The organism is Gordonia rhizosphera NBRC 16068, from assembly GCF_000298195.1.
Taxonomy (GTDB): Bacteria; Actinomycetota; Actinomycetes; order Mycobacteriales; family Mycobacteriaceae; genus Gordonia; species Gordonia rhizosphera.
Genome location: NZ_BAHC01000169.1, coordinates 20,638 through 45,591, shown reverse-complemented (window position 1 = coordinate 45,591; position 24,954 = coordinate 20,638). Strand labels below are relative to the sequence as shown.

The following is a 24,954-nucleotide window of genomic DNA, read 5'->3' as shown; positions in this document are numbered from 1 at the left end:
ATCGGTGATGCTGGGTCGTTCGGGTCTAACTGCTTGGCGGCCTGCGTCAAGAGTTCAGTGGTGTTCGCCGCGGATCGTTTGTCCAGATTGGCTGCGAACTGTTCGAGGAGCGGTGCAAAGCGGTCGATCACCTCCGGATTGGCACCGCCGAAGTGACGCTTGAGCTCAGCCTCGCTCTCCCGACGCATCTTGTCGATCGACTCCGTCAGTGACTTCCGCGTCGCCTCGTCGGCTTCCCGGAACGCCTTCTGCGCATCGGCGGCGCCTTGGTCACGGCTTCCGACGCCGCCTTCACCCTGCGGTCGGTGAGTGCGGCCGCCTCTGCGGTCGACGTCGTGGCCTTGTCGCCGAGTTCGGTGATCATGCGCTCCAACGCCCCGGGACTCCTGCGGCCTGGCCGGTCGGTTGCAGGCAGCCGATCCCCGGCCGCCACGACCGTAGGAGGCCGACATGACCGAAGGCCATCGCTGAAATCCTCGGCGCCCTCGACGACAAGATCGCGGCGAATGACGAAGTGATCACGCGAAGTCAAGAATTGGCTGCATTGACTTGGCTCCGAGCAGCTCAGGACAGCGGCACGCGATTGCGTGCCGCTGTCCAGCCTCGCTCGCTTCGTTGATGGGCGTGCCTATACGAAGGGTGCGGCAGGGACTGGTCGCGTGGTCATCAGGATCGCAGAGCTCAATTCCGGTATCGGCGGTTCAACGGTCTACAACGACATCGAAGCTCCTGACGACAACGTGGCGAGGCCTGGAGACCTCTTATTCGCGTGGTCTGGATCGCTGACGGTCGCGCGGTGGCACCGGCCGGAGGCGATCATCAATCAGCACATCTTCAAGGTCGTCCCGGTCGACGGTAGGCCACAGTGGCTGGTTGAGCATGCTCTGCGAGACAAACTGGCCGAGTTTCGGGCCGTGGCAGCGGACAAGGCGACCACGATGGGACACATCCAGCGCCGACATCTCAATGAACCCGTCTCGATTCCAGGAGGCGCCGAGGCCAGGTTGATCGGACCGCAGCTGGAAGCGCTGACCGACCAGGTCGCTTCCTTTGAGTCAGAGAACCTTGTTCTCGCGCAAACCCGCGACCAGTTCCTCCCGCTGCTCATGTCCGCCAAGGTGACGTCAAGGACGTCGAGAACGAGGTCGGCGGGATGGTCTGACGCCCCAGAATCGCCAAACCAGTCAGAGTGTCAGAGTCGCGTGTCAGAGTGTCAGAGTCGGAGGAGGTGAGATGAACACAGTCGATCTCGTCGCACGTTTGCGCAGGTTGGGGACCGACCTCGCCCAGGTGGAGGTCAAGTCGGCGGCGGGTGGCCTGCCCAAGGACGTCGTCGAGTCACTCAGCGCTTTCGCCAACGGCGACGGCGGAGTCCTGCTCCTCGGGCTGTCAGAGGCGGATGGATTCACCCTGGCTCCTGGCTTCGATGCCAAGTCGACTCGTGACGCACTGGCCACTGCCTGCGCCGACCAGATGGAGCCACCGCTGCGACCCTCGATCGACATCGAGGAGTTCGAGGGGGCACTCATCGTCCGGGCAGACATCGATGAGATCGACCCGGTGGACAAGCCGTGTTACGTCAAGACGCGCGGCCACCATCAGGGGTCCTTCATCCGTAGCGGTGACGGTGATCGGTTGCTCTCCGCGTACGAGGTCGCTCAGCTGCTCGCCAACCGTACGCAGCCAAAGCATGACCTCGAACCGATCACCGATGCCACCGTGGATGATTTGGACGCTGACCTCGTCGACCGATTGATCCGGCGGGCGCGGGACCGGCATCCCAGAACCTTTCGCAACCTAAAAACTGAGGAAGCGCTTGCGCGACTCAACGTCCTCACCCACGTCGACAGGCAGTATGTGCCGACACTCGCCGGCATCATCTCGTTGGGCAGCTACCCGCAGCAGTTCCTTCCACAACTCTTCGTCGCGGTGGTCGTGTCACCTGGGACGGAGATCGGGGACCAGGCACCCGACGGAGTGCGATTCCTCGACAACGTGACCGCGGACGGACCGATCCCCGACATGGTGGCCACGGTGGAGGAAACCTTGCGGCGCAACATGCGTAAGGCGGCGGTAGTCAAAGGCCTGTACCGGGAGGACCGCTACGACTATCCGCTCGATGTGATCCGGGAGCTTGTCGTCAACGCCATCATGCACCGGGATTACAGCCCGGCGTCGCGAGGTATGCACGTGCAGATCGAGCTGTACCTCGACCGGCTCGTCGTCAACAGCCCAGGTGGACTGTTCGGTGATGTATCAGCTCGGTCACTCGGTACATCGGAACAGCGTTCGTCGTCGCGCAACGCGGCACTGGCAAAACTGCTCGCAGACATTCCCGTCGATGCGCACAGCAACGAGTCCATCGGAGAGAACCGGGGCAGCGGCCTACCGAATGCGATGCGGTCACTACGGCAGGCGGGTATGAGTCCGGCGCGGTTCGACGTCAGCCCCGGCCACGTGCGGGTCACGGTGCCTGGACATGCACTTCTGGGCGTGGATGTGACCGAATGGATCAGCGATCTGGGCGAAGCCGACCTGACCTCGACCCAGGACCTCGCATTGGCCATGGCGCGGGTGACGGGAAGGGTTACCAACGCGATGCTGCAAGCATGGGGTGTCGACCGCCTTGCGGCCGGCGCTGCGCTCCGTGACCTGGTCGACCGCGACCTGTTGGTCGGGACAGGTGGGAAGCGCTACGCCAGCTATCAATTGGGGGATCGCGCATTCGCGATGGCCGACCGGCCCGCTGTGGCGAGCTCCGGCGATACGTCTGCGACTGGCACCGAAGGGATAGCCGCCGATCTCGACGCCGTCGAACAAGCCATCGCCGCGGGGCACGTCACTGCGCGTGCCATCGAGGTCGCATTGGGCATGAACTATCGCGCCGTACTCCGCCGCCTTGCCAAACTCATCGACGCGGGCCGTGTCCAACGAATCGGGCAACGGCACAGCAGTCGCCAGACATACCGACTCACGAAGAGGGACACCAAATGAGCACCTTTACCGAAGCTGACTGGGAAACCTTGGCGCTGGAATGGCTGGGTGACCAGGAATGGCGGCCACTGACCGGTACCGACATCGCACCCGGAGCCGACAACGGCCGCACCGCATGGGACGACCGAACTTGCCCATCCATACTCGAACTTCTTCATAGAACTGGGCCGTCGGCCGAAGCTCCTCCAGTGTCGACTTCCCGTCGGCACGTGCCCACGCTCGCGCAAGATTTCCTGCCAGTGTTCGGTAACGCGAGCCGAGTGTCTCCTCGCCCTCGTCCACCTGATTTCCCGTAGTCTCAGGCGATCTCAGGTAGTCGGTCAGCCCGACCGCCGCTCTCATCCAGCCTCGATCGGACTCCTTCACCTTTGCGCGCCAGTCGTTGACGGACACGCCCGGCACCTCGCCGACGCGCTACCGAACCAAGCGGCTGCTGGTGGAGTACAAATATCCCCCGGACAAGCAGCCGGCAGCCATCACCACTGTGTTTGAGCAGATGGAGATGATGGCCCCACGGTTCGCCGAAGAGAACAGGCAGGTGGGTGCTGATGCCTGAGTAGTGGATCGACGAGCCCAACCGTATGGACTCCACCACGTTCGCCCGCATCACCGCACAACTGCACGAGAGTCATCGGGTGTTGCCGAAGCTGCAGGCCGAGGGGTGGGATTGCGAGGCTCCGCTACCGCTCCCCAACCGCCCGACCACCGAATGTCCGGCTGTCCCCACGGAACTCGGCGACCACGTCGTCGCCGCAGCGGACCGTGACATCGTAGATCCCGTTGCGTCCGAACCGCCCTCGCTCTACGGACTCCGCGACGAGAACATCTCCCTCGCGCGTCGGCCGCAGGAAGCGGATGTCCGCGCGGGCGGCCACCGCCGCATCCGCGTGACTGTTGCAGGCCAGCGCGAAGGCGGTGTCGGCGAGGATGAAGACGTACCCGCCGTGCGTGATCCCGTGTCCGTTGACCATCAGTTCGGTGATACGCATGGATGCCCGCGCGTACCCGGGGCCGAGTTCGTCGAGGGTGATGCCGAGGTTCTTGGAGGCGACATCATCGGCGAACATCTTCCGCGAAATCGGATGATCGTCGATGTCGGCAGGGGCCGAGGCGGTTTCGGTCATGACAGCACCGAGGTCTCGTCCTGGGTGAACATGGTGACACCGCCGGAGGCGAAGGTCGGCACATCGGCCGCGGCGGCCTTCATTTCCGCCGAGCGCAGGCCCGCCTTCAGTGCGGCGGCGTCGGCGAAGTAGAGGCTGGCGATCGCGTAGTACGGCGGCGGTGAGCCGTCGAGCGAGGCGACCTTGCCCCAGGTGAAGTCGACGAGTCCGGGCACGGCCTTCGCCAACGGGATGTGCACCCGCTCGTAGTGGTCGTCGAACACCTCGGGATCGTCGGGCTGCCCGTAGCAGACACTGACACGAAATGCCATGTGAATCAGTCCTCCTCGGCCTTGGCGACAAGCGTCAGCACGTCGTAGGTGGCGACCGGGTCGTCGTTCTGGTTGGTGACCACCGCATCCCAGCGCACCTCGCCGTAGTCGGCACTCTGCCGCGGCGTGATCTGCTTGGCGGTCAGCGTCACGGTGAGACTGTCGTCGGCTTTCACCGGGGTGAGGAACCGCAGTCCGTCGACACCGAAGTTGGCCAGCACGGGCCCGGGTGCGGGGTCGACGAAGAGGCCGGCCGCCAGGGAGACCACGAGGTATCCGTGCGCCACGATTCCGCCGAACAGCGGATTGGCCGCTGCCGCTTCCGGATCGGTGTGCGCATAGAAGGTGTCGCCGGTGAACTCGGCGAAGTGGTCGATGTCGGCGCGGGTCACCTGACGGGGCCCACCGACGATGGTGTCGCCGAGCACGAGCTCGGCCAGGTTCTTGCGGAACGGGTGCACATCGCCCTGGACCCGATCGGCACCGGTCACCCAGCGTCGTCCGACGCTGGTCAGCACGTTCGGCGTGCCCTGAACGGCTGTGCGCTGCATGTGATGCAGGACGCCGCGGATACCACCGAGTTCCTCGCCGCCACCGGCTCGGCCGGGACCGCCGTGGACGAGGACGGGCAACGGCGAGCCGTGGCCGGTCGACTCCCGCGCATCTTCGTTGTTGAGTACCAGAACTCGACCGTGATACGGGGCGAGGCCGCGGACCACCTCACCGGCGAGTTCGGCGTCCTTGGTGACCAGTGACGCGACCAGGCTGCCCTTGCCGCGGGCCGCCAACTCGACGGCGTCGGCGGCATCGCGGTAGCCGATCACCGTCGACACCGGCCCGAATGCCTCGATGTCGTGGGGTTCGGGTGCGGTCTTGTCGTCGGCGCGCAGCAGGATGGGGGACAGGAACGCACCCTTGGTGGCATCGGCACCGACGACATCGACATGGTCGGGGTCGCCGAACACGATGCTCGCCGATTTCGTCAGCCCGCGTAGGGATTTGAGGACCTCGTCACGCTGCTCGATGCTGGCGAGGGCGCCCATGCGGACGCCGTCGGATGCGGGATCGCCGACGGTGATCGTCGACAGCCGCGCCGACGCGGCGGCGATCACGTCGTCGACGAGGGGTTCCGGGACGAACGCGCGCCGGATGGCGGTGCACTTCTGTCCGGCCTTCACGGTCATCTCGGTGACCAGTTGCTTGACGTAGAGGTCGAATTCCGGGGCCTCGATCGTGACGTCGGTGCCCAGGATGGACGCGTTGAGGGAGTCGGCCTCGGCGGTGAAATGGAGTCCGGAGGTGACGACCTGCGGGTGGGCGCGGAGTCGGGCGGCGGTCTCGGCCGATCCGGTGAACGCCACCGAGTCCTGGCCGTCGAGGTGGTCGAGGAGGTCTCCGGCACTGCCGCACAGCAATTGGACGGACCCCTCGGGGAGGATGCCGCTTTCGATGATCCGGCGGAACACCAGCTCGGTGAGATAGGCCGTCTGGCTGGCGGGCTTCACGATGGACGGGACGCCGGCGATGAACGCCGGTGCCAGCTTCTCCAGGAAGCCCCAGACCGGGAAGTTGAAGGCGTTGATCTGTACGGCGACACCGCGTCGCGATGTGTAGATGTGCTGGCCGAGGAACGTGCCCTTCTTGCCGAGCTGCTCTGTCGGTCCGTCGAGATAGACGGTGTCGTTGGGGAGTTCGCGGCGGGCCTTGCTCGAGTAGGACAGGATCGTCCCGAATCCGCCGTCGATGTCCACCGCCGAGTCCCGCGTCGTCGCACCGGTGTGCCGCGACACCTCGTAGAACTCCTCCTTGCCGGCCATCAGGGTCATGCCCAGCTGCTTGAGGAGGGCGGCGCGCTCGTGGAAGGTGAGCGCGGCAAGGGCGGGAACGCCGACCGTTCTCGCGTACTCGACCATGCCCGCACGGTCGAGACCGGTGGCCGAGATCCGCGCGACCTCGTGGCCGTCCACGGCACTGGCCAGTGGCGTGCCCTCGTCCGCCGCGGTGAACCAGCGGCCCTCGGTGAAGCTCTGCAGCAAATTGGTCACGATCGCCTCCGTGTACCCGTCGAATCCCGATACCGTCTATTCGGTCGGTAATTACGATCGCCTGAGCCGGCCCCGATTGTCAAGGCTCGAGTCGGGGCTAGGTGCGCCGGAGGCCGTCGAAGGTCATCGAGATGACCGTGTCGGCGAGGTCGTCGGCCGTGATTCCGGCCCGCGGCCGATACCACTCGATGAGCGAGTTGACGGTGCCGAACAGCAGGCGCGCGACCAGGTCGGGGTCGAGGTCGGGGGCCAGGTCGCCCTCCTCGGCGGCTGCGGCGACCAGGCTGCTGACGAACGTGTCGAACTCGCGTCGACGGGCCAGGGCGCGTCGTTCGACCGCGGTGTTGCCGCGCACCCGCAGTAGCAGGGTTACATAGGGGAGTTCGGCGACCAGGATCTCGACACTACGTCTGACCAGGTATTCCAGTCGGTCGATGTAGCGGCCCTCGGTGGCGCCGGCCTCGGTGGTGACGGCGAACAGGGCGTTGAGTGCGCGGTTGAGTGCGAGCTCGAGCAGTTCTTGTTTTCCGGACACGTGGTGGTAGATCGACGACTTGCTCAGGCCGAGTCGTTCGGCGAGGACGTCCATGCTGGTGCCGTCGTACCCCTTGTCGTTGAAGACTTTGACGGCGACGGCGAGCAGCGAGTCGAGGTCGTATCCGGGACGTCCGGGGCGCCCGGTCCGCCGGATCGCGGGGGTTCTCGTCATGGGTTCATCTTTGCAGTCGTGTCCCGGGCCGTGCAGGGTCGTTCGGCTCATCTCTTGCCAACCGACCAAAGAGTCGGTTATTAATAGAGCGTGATGGCAAACACCACCTGTGTGGACGAGCGCGACGACCGCTACGTCGTGTGGCTCGACCGACCCGAACAACGCAACGCGATCAACGCGGCGATGATCCGTGAACTCCACGACGTCTGCACCCGGATCGAATGTGCGCCCAAGCCGGTGCTCTTGACCGGCCGTGGCGATCACTTCGCCGGGGGCGCCGACATCACCGAACTGCTGGAGCGGGGTCGCGACGAGGCGCTCGCCGGGATCAACCGCACCCTCTTCGACCGGATCGCCGCCCTGCCTGTGCCGACCGTCGCGGCAGTGTCCGGCTACGCCCTCGGCGGCGGAGCGGAGCTGTCCTATGCCTGCGACATTCGCATCGTCACGCCGACCGCGATGTTCGGCAATCCGGAACCGGGCCTCGGCATCCTCGCCGCGGCCGGCGCCACCTATCGTCTGCCGGCCCTGGTGGGCCAGTCGGTGGCCAAGCAGGTGTTGCTCGCCGGCCGCACGCTCGACGCAGACACCGCGCTCCGGACCGGACTCGCGATGTCGGTGGTCGACGACGCGGTGGCCGAGGCCCACACCGTCATCGACCGCATCACCCGGCAATCGCCGCTGGCGCTGCGCCTCATGAAGCGGATCGTCGACGAGCCCGGGGCCCATCCCTGGGTGGACGACATCGCGCAGGCCGTGCTGTTCGAGACCGACGACAAACGAGAGCGGATGACCGCCTTCCTGGAGAGGAAACGATGACGACAATCCCACGAGCAGTCGCGGTGATCGGCGGCGGACGGATGGGAGCGGGGATCGCGCAGGTCTTCGCCACCCTGGGGTCGGCAGTGACGATCGCGGAGAGCCATGATCCACAAGCCGCGCACACTCGAGTCGCGGACGGCCTGTCCCGTGCCCACGAACGCGGCAAGCTCGGCGGCGCCGATCCGGCGGAGATCCTCGGTCGCGTGACGGTGGTGCCGTCCGTCGACGCGCTTGCGGGCGACCTCGACCTCGTCGTGGAGGCGGTTCCCGAGGACCCCGCGCTGAAGGCCGAGGTACTCGCGGCCGCGGAGAAGGTGGCCGGCGGGGCGACCGTGCTCGCGTCGAACACCAGCTCGCTGTCCATCACCGAGCTCGGTGCTGTGCTGAGTGATCCGAGCAGGTTCGTCGGCATGCACTTCTTCAATCCGGTGCCGGCGTCCTCGCTGGTGGAGATCGTCCGCGCACCCGCAACGACCGACGACACGGTGACCACCGTCCGCTCCTGGGTGACGCAACTGGGCAAGTCCGAGGTTCTCGTCAACGACGCCCCCGGCTTCGCCACCAGCCGCCTCGGCGTCTGCCTCGGGCTGGAGGCCATCCGCATGGTGGAAGAAGGTGTCGCGGCTCCGGCCGACATCGACCGCGCCATGGAACTGGGCTACCGCCACCCCATGGGACCGCTCCGTTCGACCGACCTGGTCGGCCTCGATGTGCGGCTCGCCATCGCCGAACATCTCGCCGAGACCCTCGGCGACCGCTTCGCACCACCGAAACTACTGCGCGACAAAGTCTCCCGTGGCGAGCTGGGACGCAAGGCCGGGCGCGGATTCTACGACTGGAAGGACGCTTCATCATGACCGTCACCATCGCCGTCGCCGACGGCCTCGCCACCCTCACGCTGGCTCGACCGAAGGCGCACAACGCGCTCGACGTGGCCACCAAGGTCGCCTTCGTCGACGCCGTCGCCTCGATCGCCGACGACGCATCGGTCCGGGCCGTGCTGCTCACCGCCGAGGGCAAAAACTTCTGTGTGGGTCAGGACCTCGGCGAACACGTCGCGGCGCTCGAAGCGGACCCGACCACCGCCATGTCGACGGTCGCCGAGCACTACAACCCCCTCATCCGGGCGCTGGCGTCGCTGTCGGTGCCGGTTGTCGTCGCGGTGCGTGGCGCGTGCGTCGGTGCCGGTTTCGGCATCGCACTCGCCGGGGACATCCGGGTCATCGGCGAACACGCCTCCTTCGGGACCGCGTTCACCGGCATCGGTCTGGCCAGCGACTCCGGACTCAGCCATGCGCTGGTGGCCGCGCTCGGCCCGAGTCGAGCGGCGGGACTCATGCTGTTCGGCGACAAGGTGACCGCCGCCGAGGCGGCCGACTGGGGATTGGTCCATCGGGTGGTTCCCGACGACGAGGTCGAGTCGACCGCACGCGAGCTGGCCCTCCGGCTCGCGGCCGGGCCCACGCTGGCGTTCGCGCGGGTCAAGTCGCTCATCGCGGCGTCGTCCGCGGGTCTCGACGCCGCGCTCGACCGCGAAGCCGCCGTGCAGTCCGAGTTGGGTGCGACCGTCGACCACAAGGCCGCGGTCAGCGCCTTCCTGGCGAAACGGAAGCCCACGTTCCTCGGGCGCTGATCCGGCGCATTTGCCTCTTGCATTGCGAGCGGTTTCAGCAGATACTAATTACCAACCGATCATTCGGTATTGAAAGTAGGGTATATGACCACGTCAAGTGCCATAAGCGCCGATGCGGGTGACCTTCCGTCTCAGTTCGACGAGACCATCGCGAGCGACCAGCGCATCGAACCGCGCGACTGGATGCCCGAGGGGTACCGCAAGACTTTGATCCGGCAGATCGCCCAGCACGCGCACTCCGAGATCATCGGCATGCAGCCAGAAGGCAACTGGCTGACCCGCGCGCCGTCGCTGCGGCGCAAGGCGATCCTGATGGCCAAGGTCCAGGACGAGGCCGGCCACGGGCTCTATCTGTACTCGGCGGCCGAGACCCTCGGCGCCGGCCGGGCCGACCTTACCGAGCGGCTCATCGAAGGACGGCAGAAGTACTCGTCGATCTTCAACTACCCCACCCTCACCTATGCCGACGTCGGCACCATCGGGTGGCTCGTCGACGGCGCCGCGATCTGCAATCAGGTTCCGCTGTGCCGCAGCTCGTTCGGCCCCTACGCGCGGGCGATGATCCGGGTCTGTAAGGAGGAGTCCTTCCATCAGCGGCAGGGCTACGAGCTGCTCACCACCATGATGCGCGGCACCAGCGAGCAACGCGAGATGGTGCAGGAATCGGTCAACCGGTGGTGGTGGCCCGCGCTGATGATGTTCGGCCCGCCGGACGACAAGTCGCCCAACACCGAGCAGTCCATGGCGTGGGGGATCAAGCGTCACACCAACGACGAGCTGCGGCAACGATTTGTCGACATGAGCGTCCCGCAGGCCGCGGCACTCGGGGTCACCTTCCCCGATCCGGATCTGGTCTGGAATGCCGACCGGGGCCACTACGACTTCGGCGATCCGGACTGGAGCGAGTTCATGGCCGTGGTCAAGGGCAACGGGGCGATGAACGTCGAACGCGTCGAAAGGCGCCGCGCAGCACATGAGAACGGGACATGGGTCCGCGACGCCGCCGCCGCGTTCGCGGCCCGCGGCCAGGAGGAGCAACGATGAGTGAAGTCAAGGCCGAGTGGCCACTGTACGAGGTGTTCGTCCGAGGCAAGCGCGGACTCAACCACGTCCACGTCGGATCGCTGCATGCAGCCGACGACGAGATGGCCCTGCGCCACGCCCGCGACGTGTACACCCGTCGCAACGAGGGCGTGAGCATCTGGGTCGCCAAGTCGGAGAACATCGTCGCGACCAGCCCGTCGGAGAAGGACCCGTTCTTCGCGCCGAGCGGCGACAAGGTCTACCGCCACCCCACGTTCTACGACATCCCCGACAACGTCCCCCACATGTGAGTACGAGGCCATGACTGATCACGACAACGCCTATCACGGACTGGCCGACGAGGAGAACCACGGACAGTGGGCCTTCGGGACCAGCTTCGATGATCCGCTGGCCGGCGTGGACACCACGGTCCCCGACGACGTGGATCTCGCCGCTCTCGGCACTTACTGCCTGATGCTCGGCGACGACGCCCTCATCAGCGCTCAGCGGCTGGCCGAGTGGAACACCCATGCACCCGAACTGGAAGAGGAGGTCGCGCTGGCGAACGTCGGCCTCGACCTGCTCGGCCAGGCGCGGTTGCTGCTGGCCCGCGCGGCCGCCGCCGATGCCACACTGGTTCCGTTCATCTCGGAGACCTCACCCGTTCCCGCCGAAGATGCACTGGCCTTCTTCCGGGACGAGCAGGACTTCCGGAGCGTGCGGCTCACCGAACTCGAGAACGGCGACTTCGCCACGACGATGGTCCGGCTGATGATCTTCTCGACGTGGCGGCTGGCCGTGTTCGACCGTCTGCGCACCTCCCGCGATCCGGTGCTCGCCGCCGTGGCCGACAAGGGCATCAAGGAACTGACCTATCACCGCGACTACGCCGCCCGCTGGGTCGTCACGTTGGGCTGTGGCACAACAGAATCCCGACGTCGCCTGAACGACGCGCTGGCCCGGGTGTGGCCGTACGTGGCCGAACTGTTCGAGCCGACCGCCGAGGAACTCGTGCTCGCGCAGGCCGGAGTCGGCGTGGACCCCCGCGACGTCCGTGCGGAGTTCGACGACGTCCTTGCGCAGATCCTGCACGCCGCGGAGACCGAGATCCCCGCCGGACCTCATATCGGGCGAGTGGGCGGACGCGCCGGACGCACCGGACTGCACACCGAGTGGATGGGTTTCATCCTTGCCGAGATGCAGAGCGTCGCGCGTGCTCATCCGGAAGGCGTGTGGTGAGATGACCGCCGCGACACAGCTTTCGCCACGTGAACTGGTGGGTTCGATTCTCGATCCGGAGATGCCGATGGTCACCCTCGCCGACCTGGGCATCATCCGCGACGTCGCCGACGACGACACCGGCGCGGTGATCGTCACCATCACCCCCACCTACTCTGGATGTCCGGCGATGGGGACCATCCGCGACGACATCACGGCCACGCTGAACGGGTCCGGATATCACGACGTCGAGATCCGCACCTCCCTGCAGCCGGCCTGGAGCACGGACTGGATCACCGACGAGGGTCGCCGCAAGCTCGTCGCGGCGGGCTACTCGCCGCCCGGTGCGGTACCGCGCCGGGCCTCGGGGCCGATCCCGCTGACCCTGACCGCACGTCCGCGCATCGTCGCGTGCCCGCAGTGCGGTTCCGAACGGACGCAACTGGTCTCGGAGTTCGGCGCCACGCTGTGCAAGGCGCATTACCGGTGCACCGCCTGCGGTGAGCCCTTCGACCACGTCAAGGAGATCTGACAGATGACCCCCAGCAGCCCCGCGGTCGTCGAGACGACGGCAACACCCGTGCGCACGTCGTCGCGCAACCGCGAGTTCCATCCGCTGACCGTTGCCGACGTCGAGTCGCTCTGCGACGACGCGGTCGCCGTCCGGTTCGACATTCCCGAGAATCTCACCGGCACTTTTGCTTTCCGGCCGGGCCAGTCGTTGACCCTGCGCCGCAAGGTGAACGGCGTCGAGCAGCGGCGCACCTACTCGATCTGCGCTCCGGTGGGTTCCTCGCCCCGGGTCGGTGTCCGCGAGGTCAACGGCGGACTGTTCTCCACGTGGCTCGTGCGTGATGTCCGCGCCGGCGATCGCATCGAGGTCCAGCCTCCCTCCGGGTCGTTTCACGCCGACCCCGAAACCGGCGGACGTCACCTGCTGATCGCGGCCGGGTCGGGGATCACCCCGATGCTGTCGATCGCGGCCTCGATGCTCGCCAACCCCGACGCCGAGGTCACTCTCATCTACGCGAACCGACGTACCCAGTCGGTGATGTTCGCCGAGGAGATCGCGGATCTCAAAGACGAGTACGGCTCGCGTCTCGACGTGATCCATATCCTGTCGCGGGAACCGCGCGAGGTGGAACTGTTCAGTGGCCGCCTCGATCGTGCACGACTCGACGAGATCCTCGACGACGTCGTCCCCACCGACGACATCGACCACTTCTGGCTCTGCGGGCCGCTCGGCATGGTCGAGGTCGCCGAGGAGTCCCTCCGCGTCCGCGGGGTCGGTTCCGACCGCATCCACCACGAACTGTTCTACGTCGAAGCGACCCCGCCACCGCTGGATCGTCACCGCGAACCCGGCACCACCGGACCGACCAGCGAGGTCACCCTGGTCCTGGACGGACGGTCGGTGACCGGCGCACTGTCACGCGACGAATCGATTCTCGACGCGGGTGAGGACCTGCGGTCCGACCTCCCGTTCGCCTGCAAGGGCGGCGTCTGCGGAACCTGCCGCGCCAAGGTCGTCTGCGGCGAGGTCGACATGCGCCGCAACTACGCGCTCGAAGAATCCGAAGTAGCCGACGGATTCGTCCTCACCTGCCAGACCTTCCCCCTCAGCGACGACGTGACCGTCGACTTCGACGCCTGACCCCGACCGACCTCCTGGAGCCCTCATGACCAGCATTCTGTCCTCCCAGTCCGAAGAGTCCGACACCGCCGACATCGAGTTCGCATCGCATGATCGCATCGCAGACCTGCAGTTGCGGCGCCTCCAATGGTCACTGCAGCATGCCTACGACAACGTTCCGCACTATCGGAAGTCCTTCGACGACAAGGGCGTCCACCCGAGTGACCTGAAGAGCCTCGCGGACCTCGCGCTCTTCCCGTTCACCGCGAAGAAGGACCTGCGGGACAACTATCCGTTCGGGATGTTCGCGGTGCCCCAGAACCAAGTGTCCCGGATCCACGCCTCGTCTGGGACGACGGGCCGCCCGACGGTGGTCGGCTATACGACGGGCGACCTGAACAACTGGGCCGATCTGGTCGCCCGGAGCCTGCGCGCCGGTGGCGTCCGGCCGGGCGACAAGGTGCACGTGGCCTACGGGTACGGGCTGTTCACCGGTGGGCTCGGCGCCCACTACGGCGCAGAACGTCTGGGCTGCACTGTGATCCCGATGTCGGGCGGCATGACCGAGCGCCAGATCCAGCTCATCGAGGACTTCGAGCCCGACGCCATCATGGTGACGCCGTCCTACATGCTGACCATCGTCGACGCGATGATCAACAAGGGCATCGACCCTTCGACCACGTCGCTGCGCACCGGTATCTTCGGTGCCGAACCGTGGACCGAACAGATGCGCCGCGAGATCGAGCAGCAGCTGAACATGGACGCCGTCGACATCTACGGCCTGTCCGAGGTGATGGGTCCGGGTGTCGCGCAGGAATGTGTGGAAACCAAAGACGGACTGCACATCTGGGAAGATCACTTCTACCCCGAGATCATCGATCCGATGACCGGTGAGGTGCTGGAAGACGGTGAGGAGGGCGAGCTCGTCTTCACCTCGCTCACCAAGGAGGCGATGCCGATCATCCGCTACCGGACGCGGGATCTGACGCGACTGCTGCCGGGTACGGCACGCACGATGCGGCGGATGCAGAAGGTGACCGGACGCACCGACGACATGATCATTCTGCGCGGGGTCAACCTGTTCCCGACGCAGATCGAGGAACTCATCCTCACCGAGCCCGCGCTGTCGCCGCAGTTCCAGTGTGTGCTGGACCGGCCAGGCCGGATGGACACGCTGACGGTGCGCGTGGAACCGCGCCCGGACGTGACCGGTGACCAGCACACGGCGGCGATGGAATCGCTGCAGAAGCTCATCAAGAACCGGATCGGCGTCAGCGTCACCGTGGAGATCGCCGAACCGGGCACTCTGCAGCGATCGACCGGCAAGGCGAAGCGATTGGTGGACAACCGGCCGAAGAACTGACGTGACACCGACCATCGGGCAGGACCTCGCCGGCGCTGCGCCGTCGAGGTTCTGCTTGCGTGACGTCGGGTTCGACGTGTGGCGCGACGCCATCTCCGACACGTTCGTCCCGCTCGACGCGATACCGACATCCGGTCGTATCGGCGCGTTCCGCGGGACGCTGTCGAGCACGGGCGTCGGCGAACTCCAACTCTCCGAGGTCGCCGGGCAGCACGTACATGTCCGCCGGTCCACCTCGACGATCAGACGGGCCGACCCCGGAGTCATCAAGGTCGGCGTACAGGTTCGCGGGGGATCGACGGTCCGCCAACGTGATCGCGACGCGGTGCTCGGCCCGGGCGACATCGCTGTGTATGACACGAGCGAGCGCTACGAACTTGCCTTTGACGACACCTTCGCGATGCTCGTCGCGGTCATCCCGCGTGCATCGCTGCGTGTATCGGATACGGAACTGCACGACGGCACGGCGCGCAGGATCAGCTCGACGACGGGCGTCGGGGCATTGCTCGCGCCGATGCTGAGCACGCTCCGTGACCAGGCGGTGGCCGCAGCAGATGGATGTGCCACCCCGCTGGTGGCAGACGCCGTGGCGGATCTGGTGAGTGCCGCGCTGCGCGCCTCGGCTCCCGACGACCCCCTCGGCGCGGGGGAGACGGTGCTGTTGTCTGCGCGGTCCTACATCGAGAGCCACCTCGGCGATCCCACGCTCTCGCCGGCATCGGTGTCGGCCCGGCACCACGTGTCGGTGCGCTATCTGCAGAAACTCTTCGCCCACGACGGCCACACCGTCGCGGGCTTCATTCGTCATCGGCGGCTGGAGAGATGCCGTCGCGACCTCGCCGACCCTGCCCAGCAGCATCGCAGTGTCGGATCTATTTGTACCGCAAACGGTTTGGTCGACGCCGCACACTTCTCCAGGATCTTCAAGAACGCCTACGGCGTGACACCGCGCCAGTACCGGGACGAGTCGTCCCAGTTCGTCCCCCGGGTCTCGTCACGTCCTCCGCCTGCACGTGGAGAGTCTGGCGATACCCGGGGGACGAACAGTGGCGACCTCAGTACATGATCACGCCGCGCACGTTCTCCGCGTTGCGCATCGCCTCGTACCCGTCGTTCACCTGGTCGAGAGTATATGTGCGGGTGATCATCTCGTCGAGCTTGAGATGCCCCTCCATGTAGAGCCGGAGCAGGTGGGGGATGTCGAAGCGGATGTTGGCGTTTCCGAACCACGCACCCTTGAGTGTCTTCCGCATGGCTGTCAGGTCGAACAGGCTCATCGAGACATCGGTGGACGTGATGTCGCCGACCGAGACCTGCACGCACACACCGCCCTTGGCCACCAGGCTCATCGCCGGAGCGATCAGCTTGCCGTCGGCGACGTCGACGGTGATCAACACCTTGTCGGCGAGCTGGCCCCAGGTGATCTCCTGCAGCAGGGCCAGCGCCTCGTCGATCGTGGCGACGGCGTGCGTGGCGCCGAACACCTTGGCCTTTTCGCGTTTGAACGGCGACGGATCGACGAGGACGACGTGGCGTGCGCCGGCAAGTGCTGCACCCTGCACGGCACCGCAGCCGACTCCACCCATGCCCAGCACCACGACCGTCTCACCGGCCGACACCTCTGCGGCGTACACCGCGGAGCCCCATCCGGTCGTCACACCGCAGCCGACGAGTGCGGCCTTGTCGAGCGGGATGTCCTTGGTCAACTTGACGCACGACGCCTCGTTGACGACGGTGACCGGGGCGAAGGTACCGAGCAGACACATCAGTCCGGCGTCCTGGCCGTTCACATGGTGGCGCGCAGTGCCATCGGAGAGCTGTACCCCGGCAAGCAGATTGGCGCCCAGATCGCAGATGCTCGACTTGCCGGTCGCACACGACGGACACCGGCCGCAGGCCGGGATGAATCCGAGCGCCACATGGTCGCCGACCTCGACGGTCGTGACACCCGGCCCGATCTCGGTGACCACACCGGCGCCTTCGTGACCGCCGATGTACGGGTACATCCCGACCGGCACGCTGCCGTCGCGGACATGCTCGTCGGAATGGCACATGCCGGAGGCGGCGAGTTCGACCTTCACCTCGCCGTACTTCGGGGCGTCTAGGACGAGCTCCTCGATCTGCCACGGCTGACCGGGTTCCCACAGTACTGCTGCTTGAGTCTTCATGATGCGCTTTCCCTTTCGATCAGTGGTCAGAGGACGACGGTGACGACTCTTTCTTCGGTGTTGGCGACGATGCCGGCCCAGCCCAGCTCCCGGCCGACGCCGCTGGTCTTCATGCCGCCCCAGGGCAATGCGGGATCGATTGCGGCCCAGCCGTTGACCCATACGGCACCGGCGCGCACCTTGGACGCGAGCGAGTGTGCGTAGGAGACGTCGCGGGTCCAGATGCTCGCCGCGAGGCCGTAGTCGGTGTCGTTGGCGATGCGGATGGCATCGTCGACGTCGTCGAACGGGATGACCGTTCCGACGGGCCCGAAGATCTCTTCGCGGGCGATGGTCATCTCGTTGGTGGCGTCGGCGAAGATGGTCGGCTGGACGAAGAACCCCGTATCCGAACCCTTCTCGCCGCCCGCGACCAGTCGTGCACCCTCGCGGGTGCCGGTGGCGATGTAGTCGAGCACGGTGGCCTGCTGCTTGGCGTTGACCAACGCACCCATCGTGGTGGCCGGGTCCAGAGGGTCACCCAGCACCTGCGCGCTCGCCGCTGCTGCCAGACCGTCGACGACCTGGTCGTAGACCGACCTATGGACCAGGACTCGGGTACCGGCAGCGCACACCTCACCTTGATTGAAGAACAGGCCCATCGCGGTCCCGTTGACGGCGGCCTCGACATCGGCGTCGGCGAGGATGATCTGTGGTGACTTGCCGCCGAGTTCCAGCGTGGTCCGTTTGAACGTCTCGGCCGCCGCCTTGGCGATGTGCCGGCCGACCCGGGGGCTGCCGGTGAAGCTGATCTTGTCGACGTCCGGGTGTGTGACCAGAGCCTCGCCTGCGACGTCACCCAGTCCCGGGACGATGTTCACGACGCCGTCCGGCAGACCGGCCTCCTGCAGCAGCCGACCGAGGTGCAGGATCGACAGTGGCGCGTCCTCCGGCGGCTTGACCACGACGGTGTTCCCGGCGGCCAGTGCGGGCGCCAGCTTCCAGGCGGTGATCATCAGCGGCGTGTTCCACGGGATGATGGCGCCGATGACGCCGACCGGTTCCCGCACGGTGTAGGAGTGCGTGGGCTGCCCGAAGTAGCCGGCGGTGGGGATCGTCTGGCCGGTGATCTTGTCGGCCCAACCGGCGAAGTGCCGGAAGGTCGCTGCCGCATTGGGGATGTCGAGCATCGTGGGCTGGCCCACGGGCTTGCCGATGTCGAGGGCCTCGAGGCGCGCGAGCAGATCGCCGTCACGTTCGATGAGGTCGGCGACCCTGTTGAGGATCTTGCCGCGCACCACGCCGGGGGTGGCCGCCCAGTCGCCGGAGAGTGCCCTCCGCGCCGAGCGGACGGCGTCATCGATGTCCGCCGCGCTCGCGGCGGCGACCTCGGTGAGCAGTTCCTGGGTGGCCGGGTTGAGATCGGTGAAGACGCCGCCCTGATCGGCGGCTCGCCACCGTCCGTCGATGAGAAGTTCGGTCGCCGTCGATTCGGGCAGTGCCGCAGCGGCTCTCGTCTCGTCAATCGCTGTCATGGTTCTCCTTGCCTGGTCTGTGCAGACCGGTCACCGCCTCTCGGCTGTGACCGCTGCCACAAGTCTCGGCAACGAGCGGTGCGGATACTTGCACGAATGCGCATGGATTCTTGTCGGATCGCGCACGGCATGCCGATGCGCCGAACGCGGGCGAGGCGTTCGGCGCATCGGCATCGGCGCTACGCGGTTGTCCCGCCGTCTGCGGTGAGAATTGCCCCGTTGACGAACGACGCGTCTGCGGACATCAACCAGTCGACCGCCGCAGCGACCTCATCGGGTGTTCTGTAGCGGCCGAGGGGCGAGCACGCGGCGACGTGGGAGAGGGCTTCGGGTACGGCACGGCGTCCTCGAAGCTGGGATGGTCGTCGCGTCAGTCCACGCCTCGGGCCGTAAGACGTTGTGCTGTATCGAAAGCTCGCTTGGTCTCGTGGCGGATGTCGTCGGAACCCCCCGGTTCCTGCCAGTGCCAGAGTGCGGTCGAGAGGCATGACACGGTGAGCGATGCGAGCAGCATGTGGTCGAATTCCGGCTTGTCGCGACCATCCTCGACGCAGAACGCACGTGCCACGGCGTGCTCCCATTTGAGCCGCATCCGTAGGCTTCTGGCTTCGAGTTCACGTGTCGTCATGACCAGGCGCGTCAACCGTTGTGCGTCGGAATTGGCCTCGACGAGAAAGCTCTGTGCGAACATGGCCACCGGTTCGGCCACTGCGCCCAGTGTCTGCGATCTGTCTGATCGCTCCTGGACGAAGCGGGCCAGCTCAACGGCGGCAGCTTCGTCGTTGGCGAATAGGACATCTTCTTTTGACCGGAAGTGTCTGAAGAAGGTGGCACTCGAGCACCCGGCCAAACGCGTGATCTGCTCGACGGTTGTCGCGTGGTAACCCTGGGATTCGAAGAGCTCCAGAGATGCTGTCTCGATATCTCGGCGAGTTCGCGCCCGGTTTTTGTCGCGTTGCGACATCGGCTGCGTCGATGACGGACCTCTCATAGTGAGAGATCCTATCAGAATGAGAGAATCTCTCGAAATGCCATGCCCGCACTGCCACGGTCGTACGCGGTGTTCATCATCATGCCTTGGCGTACGGCGGGACGCCCCGATTCGGCACTTGTGAGAGAGTCTCTCGTAATGATATGTTCTCTCATGTCGAGCACGGCCTGATCGCCACTTGATCGAAACAGCCCGCGAGCTCAGCACCCCGATCCCGATTTCCGTTTCAGCCGAAGAATGAGGAGAACCGCGATGGCACTGATTGAGAACACGGTGGGCACCCTGCCCTACCTGATGACCGACTTCGACCAGCATTCGTACGAGGCGACCGACGCCTTCACGCGTTTCATGCCCACGAACAAGCTGCACACCGCAGTACGTCCGGTGCACGTGCCGGGTTACGACCGCAAGGTGCTGCTGGCCAACGACAAGATCGTCACCGCGCTCGAGAACGACCTCGATGAGGCGTACGTGCCGGGCTCCTTGGTTGAGATGCTCAAGCAGCGTGCATCGGGTGAGGCAACGGACTCCGGCCGGTTCTATGAGCCGATCCAGCCCGAATACCGCGACCGCGAGAAGCGGCTGATTCAGCTCGCCGAGCAGCAGATCGAGAAAGCGATCATGTATCCCGGCGGGTGGGCCCTCCTGGCCGAGGCGTACCTGGATGGCATCGATCCGCTGTACGACAACATCGAATCCTTCAACAAGTGGATCGACGAGGACTGGGGATTCGCCTATAAGGACACCATCTACGCGCCGGCGATGATCTCGATGCGTGATCTCGACCGTGCCTGCGAGGAACTGGATCGCGTACTGGACAAGGGCGCTCGGTTCGTCGTCCTGCCCGCCGGGCCCGCCTACGGGCGCTCACCCGGTGATCCGTACTTCGACCCGTTCTGGGCTCGCATCAACGAAGCAAGAGCTGTTGTGTGTTATCACATTTCGGAGTTCTACTATCAGGCCAACGTGTCCGCCGACTGGGGCTGGGGCCTGGTCCCACCGTTCCAGTTCTCGGCGTGGCAGTGGCAGAACGCGTATGGGGAACGGCCGATCACCGACACCCTGTCCGCGCTGATCTTCGACAATCTGTTCGGGCGGTTCCCGAACATCAAGGTCCTTGTCAGTGAATTCGGTTCCGAATGGGTTCCGCACTTCATCCGTCATATGGACAAGAGTCGTGGCATGGCCCGCAACGGCAAATGGCTCGGCGGTCAGCTCTCCGAGCGTCCGAGTGAGATCTTCAAGAAGCACGTCCGCGTGGTTCCCTACCCGGAGGACGATACGACCGCGCTCGTTGAAAAGCTCGGTTCGACCGAGACCCTGCTGATGGGTTCGGACTGGCCACACGCGGAGGGTTTGCGTGAACCTGCCGACTTCTACACCCGGGTCGAGGGCCTGGGCGAGGAGAAGCGTCGACTGTTCCTGCGGGAGAACGGACTTGATTTGATCGCGGGTCGGTGACCCGAGGTAGCCGTCGCGCCGGCGGTGGATCACCCCGGCTCGACGGTGGCCTCACGGACGGTGCGACCGACCGATGGCTCGGTGAGCGTGATGTCGGTTTCCAGGAATGTCACACCTGCCCCCGCCGGATGCACACGGATACGATGCGCCGCAAGCAGTGCCAGTTCCGGGATGGACTCAACCATCGTCGATACGCGCAGGAGGACGTCGACGAGGGCGTCGACGTCGACGGCCGGCCGATCGGCTGCGCCGTTCAGAACCGGATAACTTCGCAGGGATTGCACCATCAGGTGTGCATCGCGATCGGTGAGGGGAGTGATCCGATACACGACGTCTCCGAACAGTCGTGCATAGTGGTCGGCTGATCCGAGTGCGAGAACGGGTCCGAATATCGGATCGTCCAACACGCGTAGCGTCATGTCCTGGCCGGAAGGATCGTCAGACAGTGTTCGAATCCCGAAGCAAGACAGCAGTTTGTGTACCTGAGCTGCTGACAGGGGTCCAGGTCCGAAGGCTCGTACGAGAATTCGCGCCTCGGCTACCAATATGTTGGGCGGGACGCGGATCACACCTCCGGGTAGGCGCAGCCAATTGCCGTAGGAGACAGCATGACCGAGTGCGGTCGCGGCTGATTCGGGGAACCGATACGTCGGAATCGCGCGCGTGGCATCGATGCGTAATTCGTCGATGATGCCCTCGCGGGACAGGAAGCTTGCCAACACCGGCTTGGTGGGCATCGCAGAGCACTCGTCGACCAGGGCTTGGGCGATCGGGGCCGATTGTTCCACCAGCGGCGGGATGAACAGGACGATCACGGCGTCGACGCCGCGATCGCTGAGCAAAGCGCGGAGTGCCGTACCGTAGTCGCCGTTCGTTGCGTCGGGTGTGAGATCCACCGGATTGGCGGTCGGGTGGTGTCCGGTCTGTGACAACGCGTGGAGGGTTTCCGATTGCAGTTCGGCGAGAACGAGTCCCGCGGCCCGGCATGCCCCGGCGGCGAGCGCGCCGGGACCCTCCGCGTTGGTCAGAATCGCGATACGCGGTCCGGGTGGCACGGGCTGGTGGGCGAGCATGAGGGCGGTGTCGAACATCTCCTGCATGGTTCGAGTGCGGATGACGCCGGCCTGCGTGAACAGCGCGCCCAGCACAGCGTCGGATTCGGTCGGGGCGCCAGAGGGTGAAACGCGTGTTCCGGTTGTCTGAAAGGTTCCGGGGTGGACCGCGATCACCGGCTTTCTCACGGCCAGCCGGCGGGCCGCCCTGGCAAACTTGCGTGGGTTGCCGAACGTGTCCAGGTGGAGGAGCACGACGCCGGTGCTGCGGTCGGTTTCCCACCACTGCAGCAGGTCATTCGGGGAGACATCGAGTGAGTCGCCCAAGGATACGAACCCGCTGAATCCGAGACCCAGCCGACGTGCGTGATCGAGGACTGCGAGGCCGAGGGGGCCGGATTGGCTGGCCATCGACACCCGGCCGCGTGTGGGAATGGCGGGTGAGAAGGTGGCAACCAGGTTCACGTCGCTGCGAAGGCTGATGACGCCCATACAGTTCGGCCCGACCAGCCGCATGCCATGGCCTCGCGCATAGCGCAGCATTTCGGTCCCGCGGTCGCCCCCTGAACCGTCCATTTCGGTGCTGACCACGATGACCGCGTCGACATTGACAGATGCGCACTCCTCGAGGACCTGTGGCACAGCCGCCGAGGGTACGGTCACGACCGCGAGATCGAGGTCGTCCAGGCCGCTGACGCTGGGCACAGCCGGGATGCCATCCACCTCGGTGGCGTGCGGATTCACCGCGTGGAGAGTTCCCTGAAAGCCTCCGTCCCGCAGGTTGCGGATGACAGCGTTGCCCACCGTTCGCTCTTTGCGACTCGCCCCGACGACGGCGACCGATCGCGGTGCGAAGACGGGGTGCAGCGATGAGCGAATCGCGGTCCGCTGACGGCGTTCGGAACGGGCGAGGACCTGTCGACGTGGATCGACCGCGAGTTCGGCATGCTGGATTTCGGAATCGTCTCCGAACTCGACCAGGTAACCCGAGCTCTGCAGCGTTCGGATCATCGGCAGATTCTCAGCCAGGACGTCGGCCTCGAACACCTCGATGCCGCGGTCGCGGGCTGCGGCGGCGAGGTGTTCGAGGAGCAGGCCGCCGAGACCCATGCCCTGGTACGCGTCCTCGACCGTGAACGCGATGTCCGCGCGGTCGATCTCGGTCGGTGAGCGTGCATAGTCGGCCATACCGATGACGTTGTCGTCGAGCATCGCCAGCAGGACGACTCGCGAGATGTGATCAGCGTTGACGAACGTCTCGGTGGCCTCCCGGTTCATCGTGAACACCGGCCCGAGCGTCCGCATCGCCACACTGCGACGCGAGAGGCGTCCGTAGAACTGGAGCACCGTCTCCACGTCGTCAGAAGTGGCCGGCCTGATGAGAATGGACCGTCCGTCGCGGAGAAGGCCAGGGCGCTCCAGTTCATGTGGGTAGTCGGCCATGATGGAGAGATTACTGATTGCCGATTCTCGACATCGATTCTTCGCGGTGTCCGGCCTGTCCGGTCCGCGTCGCGGTTGGGCACGAACCACCGCCGGCCGCCATCGCGATGAGTTGCGTGTCAGGCCACCTCGCGCCGGGCCTGCATCTGCGACCACTCGGCGACGCGCTGCCACAGTAGCCGGCGGGTCGGTGCGAAGTTGTGCATGTGGGCCATCCGCGGCGCGATGAAGACCGACACATCGCTGCTGTTGATGAATGCTGTGGGTTCGCGCCGTGCATCGGGCATCACGTCGCGCTCACCGCCCGCCACCAGGACCGGCACCTCGATCCGAGCCGCATCGGGTGTCAGAAAGGCCGGCGACATCATTGCGACCGCGTAGGTGGGAGTGGTGGCGCTGCCGAAGACGGGCGCCTCCTGCCGCGCCGGATAACCGCCCTTCATGTCCTCGGCGACCACATCCTCGGGTTCCTCGGGCCAGTGGAAGGGGTACAGGAAGTCCGGGATGCGGTCGGACGTCAGCCTGATCGACAATTCGTTGAGCGGCGTCGTCCGGCTGAAATAGAAGATCGAGCGCTGCACATCGAACAGATCGAAGGTCGGTTGCGGTAGAACGCTGTGCAGTGCGCTCTTGCCGAGGGCCACGATCGCGTCGAAGGTGCGGTTCCGACTCTGCATGACGATCGTCACCCCACCTCCCATCGACTGACCGACACCCACGACGAAGGGACTGGCCAGGGGCGGTAGATCGGCTGCGACGCTTCCCTTCTCAAGGCGCGTGACCACTTCGCGTACGAACGCGTCGTTGGTATCCGCGGCCTGCTCGATGCTGAGCTGCTCCGTCAGTTCCAGGCTGCTCTCGCCCACGCCCAAGTGGTCCATGGTGATGAAGACGATGTCTCGTGCGGTGTGGTACTCCGCCTCCGAGTAACCCTCGTGCCCGTCGAAGTGCATGTTGTAGTAGTGCTGGCTGTAGCCGCCTCCAGGTGCGGCAAAGATGACCAGCGGGTGCTCGCCGGGCTCGAATTCCTCGGGGTAATAGACGGTTCCGGCGATCTGCTGCGGCACTGCCGCGCTGATGGTCGCACCGACTTCGATTCGTAGGCTCACGCTCTTCACGGGAATCACTCTCCATCGTCGAATGTATCTTCCGGCGCGCTCGACGATCCGACGCTTATCCGCAGGGCAGGTCTGCCCGTGGAGATCTTTATAGTGTAATCAGTCATCTGATTCAAGGGATTTTCAGGCTCTGTCGGCTTGACGGCGAGCGAGCTATACAGTTAAATAATTAATGAGGTTCGTGTCACAGGCCACCTTATTGGCAGGCTCACGCCGGAGGGGTCCGATGTCGTCGCCGACGACATGTCCAGCGCTCTCGCTGAATTGATCACAGACAGCCCGATGCCGTCGCCGCCGGACGCGGACCTCGACCACCACGAATCTGGACAATC

25 protein-coding genes are annotated in these 24,954 nt (G+C 65.6%); 14 read left to right on the top strand and 11 right to left on the bottom strand.

Annotated features, from left to right (window positions below; translation table 11 throughout):
* Window positions 1-205: 205 nt before the first annotated feature.
* Window positions 206-373, bottom strand: a complete 168-nt coding sequence (locus GORHZ_RS30980; RefSeq protein WP_169330686.1) for a hypothetical protein — start codon at window positions 371-373, stop codon at window positions 206-208.
* Between the two features lie 286 nt (window positions 374-659).
* Between GORHZ_RS30980 and GORHZ_RS29650 the strand changes: the two genes are divergently transcribed.
* The 3 genes from GORHZ_RS29650 to GORHZ_RS30975 all read left to right on the top strand — a co-directional run bounded on the left by GORHZ_RS29650 (window position 660) and on the right by GORHZ_RS30975 (window position 3,550).
* Entirely contained in the window at window positions 660-1,232 is a 573-nt protein-coding gene (locus tag GORHZ_RS29650) for a restriction endonuclease subunit S domain-containing protein (RefSeq protein WP_051999015.1), read from the top strand.
* Window position 1,233: 1 nt separating this feature from the next.
* The gene (locus tag GORHZ_RS20930) at window positions 1,234-2,994 is read left to right on the top strand and encodes an ATP-binding protein (RefSeq protein WP_006336586.1); all 1,761 of its coding nucleotides are present in this window, start codon (window positions 1,234-1,236) and stop codon (window positions 2,992-2,994) included.
* A 382-nt stretch (window positions 2,995-3,376) separates the two neighbouring features.
* Window positions 3,377-3,550, top strand: coding sequence for a type I restriction enzyme endonuclease domain-containing protein (locus tag GORHZ_RS30975; protein WP_006336585.1), 174 nt, complete (start codon window positions 3,377-3,379; stop codon window positions 3,548-3,550).
* Window positions 3,551-3,674: 124 nt separating this feature from the next.
* Here the strand turns inward: GORHZ_RS30975 and paaI are convergent, their stop codons facing one another.
* From paaI to GORHZ_RS20910, 4 genes are all read right to left on the bottom strand, one after another.
* Complete coding sequence (paaI, locus tag GORHZ_RS20925; RefSeq protein WP_040532761.1) at window positions 3,675-4,118, bottom strand: hydroxyphenylacetyl-CoA thioesterase PaaI; 444 nt, start codon at window positions 4,116-4,118, stop codon at window positions 3,675-3,677.
* A complete protein-coding gene (locus GORHZ_RS20920) occupies window positions 4,115-4,429 on the bottom strand; it encodes an EthD family reductase (protein ID WP_006336581.1) in 315 nt (104 codons plus the stop codon). The genes paaI and GORHZ_RS20920 overlap by 4 nt, the downstream gene beginning before the upstream one ends.
* Window positions 4,430-4,434: 5 nt before the next feature.
* On the bottom strand, window positions 4,435-6,474 hold the full coding sequence (gene paaZ, locus GORHZ_RS20915; RefSeq protein ID WP_006336579.1) for a phenylacetic acid degradation bifunctional protein PaaZ: 2,040 nt from the start codon (window positions 6,472-6,474) through the stop codon (window positions 4,435-4,437).
* Between the two features lie 97 nt (window positions 6,475-6,571).
* On the bottom strand, window positions 6,572-7,183 hold the full coding sequence (locus GORHZ_RS20910) for a TetR/AcrR family transcriptional regulator (protein WP_006336578.1): 612 nt from the start codon (window positions 7,181-7,183) through the stop codon (window positions 6,572-6,574).
* A 93-nt stretch (window positions 7,184-7,276) separates the two neighbouring features.
* Here GORHZ_RS20910 and GORHZ_RS20905 point away from each other — a divergent pair, with 93 nt between their 5' ends.
* The 10 genes from GORHZ_RS20905 to GORHZ_RS20860 all read left to right on the top strand — a co-directional run bounded on the left by GORHZ_RS20905 (window position 7,277) and on the right by GORHZ_RS20860 (window position 15,941).
* Window positions 7,277-8,002, top strand: a complete 726-nt coding sequence (locus GORHZ_RS20905; RefSeq protein WP_006336577.1) for an enoyl-CoA hydratase/isomerase family protein — start codon at window positions 7,277-7,279, stop codon at window positions 8,000-8,002.
* On the top strand, window positions 7,999-8,862 hold the full coding sequence (locus tag GORHZ_RS20900; RefSeq protein WP_006336576.1) for a 3-hydroxyacyl-CoA dehydrogenase family protein: 864 nt from the start codon (window positions 7,999-8,001) through the stop codon (window positions 8,860-8,862). Before GORHZ_RS20905 ends, GORHZ_RS20900 begins: the two co-directional genes overlap by 4 nt.
* Entirely contained in the window at window positions 8,859-9,638 is a 780-nt protein-coding gene (locus GORHZ_RS20895; protein WP_006336574.1) for an enoyl-CoA hydratase/isomerase family protein, read from the top strand. The genes GORHZ_RS20900 and GORHZ_RS20895 overlap by 4 nt, the downstream gene beginning before the upstream one ends.
* Before the next feature lie 84 nt (window positions 9,639-9,722).
* Window positions 9,723-10,682 (top strand): 1,2-phenylacetyl-CoA epoxidase subunit PaaA, encoded by a 960-nt coding sequence (paaA, locus tag GORHZ_RS20890; RefSeq protein ID WP_006336572.1) that lies wholly within the window; start codon window positions 9,723-9,725, stop codon window positions 10,680-10,682.
* The gene (gene paaB, locus GORHZ_RS20885) at window positions 10,679-10,972 is read left to right on the top strand and encodes a 1,2-phenylacetyl-CoA epoxidase subunit PaaB (protein ID WP_006336570.1); all 294 of its coding nucleotides are present in this window, start codon (window positions 10,679-10,681) and stop codon (window positions 10,970-10,972) included. The genes paaA and paaB overlap by 4 nt, the downstream gene beginning before the upstream one ends.
* Before the next feature lie 10 nt (window positions 10,973-10,982).
* Window positions 10,983-11,900, top strand: a complete 918-nt coding sequence (paaC, locus tag GORHZ_RS20880; RefSeq protein ID WP_006336569.1) for a 1,2-phenylacetyl-CoA epoxidase subunit PaaC — start codon at window positions 10,983-10,985, stop codon at window positions 11,898-11,900.
* Window position 11,901: 1 nt separating this feature from the next.
* Entirely contained in the window at window positions 11,902-12,411 is a 510-nt protein-coding gene (paaD, locus tag GORHZ_RS20875; RefSeq protein WP_006336567.1) for a 1,2-phenylacetyl-CoA epoxidase subunit PaaD, read from the top strand.
* A 3-nt stretch (window positions 12,412-12,414) separates the two neighbouring features.
* Window positions 12,415-13,533, top strand: coding sequence for a 1,2-phenylacetyl-CoA epoxidase subunit PaaE (gene paaE, locus GORHZ_RS20870; RefSeq protein ID WP_006336554.1), 1,119 nt, complete (start codon window positions 12,415-12,417; stop codon window positions 13,531-13,533).
* Window positions 13,534-13,558: 25 nt separating this feature from the next.
* A complete protein-coding gene (gene paaK / locus GORHZ_RS20865) occupies window positions 13,559-14,875 on the top strand; it encodes a phenylacetate--CoA ligase PaaK (protein WP_006336553.1) in 1,317 nt (438 codons plus the stop codon).
* A gap of 55 nt (window positions 14,876-14,930) precedes the next feature.
* Window positions 14,931-15,941, top strand: coding sequence for an AraC-like ligand-binding domain-containing protein (locus tag GORHZ_RS20860; protein ID WP_006336552.1), 1,011 nt, complete (start codon window positions 14,931-14,933; stop codon window positions 15,939-15,941).
* On the opposite strand, the gene GORHZ_RS20855 is transcribed toward GORHZ_RS20860, so the two are convergent.
* From GORHZ_RS20855 to GORHZ_RS20845, 4 genes are all read right to left on the bottom strand, one after another.
* Window positions 15,931-17,043 carry an NDMA-dependent alcohol dehydrogenase gene (locus GORHZ_RS20855; RefSeq protein WP_006336550.1) on the bottom strand — a complete coding sequence of 371 codons (1,113 nt, stop codon included), beginning with the start codon at window positions 17,041-17,043 and terminating at the stop codon, window positions 15,931-15,933. The genes GORHZ_RS20860 and GORHZ_RS20855 overlap by 11 nt on opposite strands.
* Window positions 17,044-17,069: 26 nt before the next feature.
* Window positions 17,070-18,557, bottom strand: coding sequence for a phenylacetaldehyde dehydrogenase StyD (gene styD, locus GORHZ_RS20850; protein ID WP_006336548.1), 1,488 nt, complete (start codon window positions 18,555-18,557; stop codon window positions 17,070-17,072).
* Window positions 18,558-18,736: 179 nt separating this feature from the next.
* On the bottom strand, window positions 18,737-19,045 hold the full coding sequence (locus GORHZ_RS31800; protein ID WP_245551482.1) for an SDR family oxidoreductase: 309 nt from the start codon (window positions 19,043-19,045) through the stop codon (window positions 18,737-18,739).
* A complete protein-coding gene (locus GORHZ_RS20845) occupies window positions 18,928-19,521 on the bottom strand; it encodes a TetR/AcrR family transcriptional regulator (protein WP_051999014.1) in 594 nt (197 codons plus the stop codon). The genes GORHZ_RS31800 and GORHZ_RS20845 overlap by 118 nt, the downstream gene beginning before the upstream one ends.
* Window positions 19,522-19,800: 279 nt before the next feature.
* Between GORHZ_RS20845 and GORHZ_RS20840 the strand changes: the two genes are divergently transcribed.
* Window positions 19,801-21,009, top strand: a complete 1,209-nt coding sequence (locus GORHZ_RS20840) for an amidohydrolase family protein (protein ID WP_006336544.1) — start codon at window positions 19,801-19,803, stop codon at window positions 21,007-21,009.
* A gap of 29 nt (window positions 21,010-21,038) precedes the next feature.
* Here the strand turns inward: GORHZ_RS20840 and GORHZ_RS20835 are convergent, their stop codons facing one another.
* Entirely contained in the window at window positions 21,039-23,504 is a 2,466-nt protein-coding gene (locus GORHZ_RS20835; RefSeq protein ID WP_006336542.1) for a bifunctional acetate--CoA ligase family protein/GNAT family N-acetyltransferase, read from the bottom strand.
* A gap of 119 nt (window positions 23,505-23,623) precedes the next feature.
* The gene (locus GORHZ_RS20830) at window positions 23,624-24,622 is read right to left on the bottom strand and encodes an alpha/beta hydrolase (RefSeq protein WP_051999013.1); all 999 of its coding nucleotides are present in this window, start codon (window positions 24,620-24,622) and stop codon (window positions 23,624-23,626) included.
* Between the last annotated feature and the right edge of the window lie 332 nt (window positions 24,623-24,954).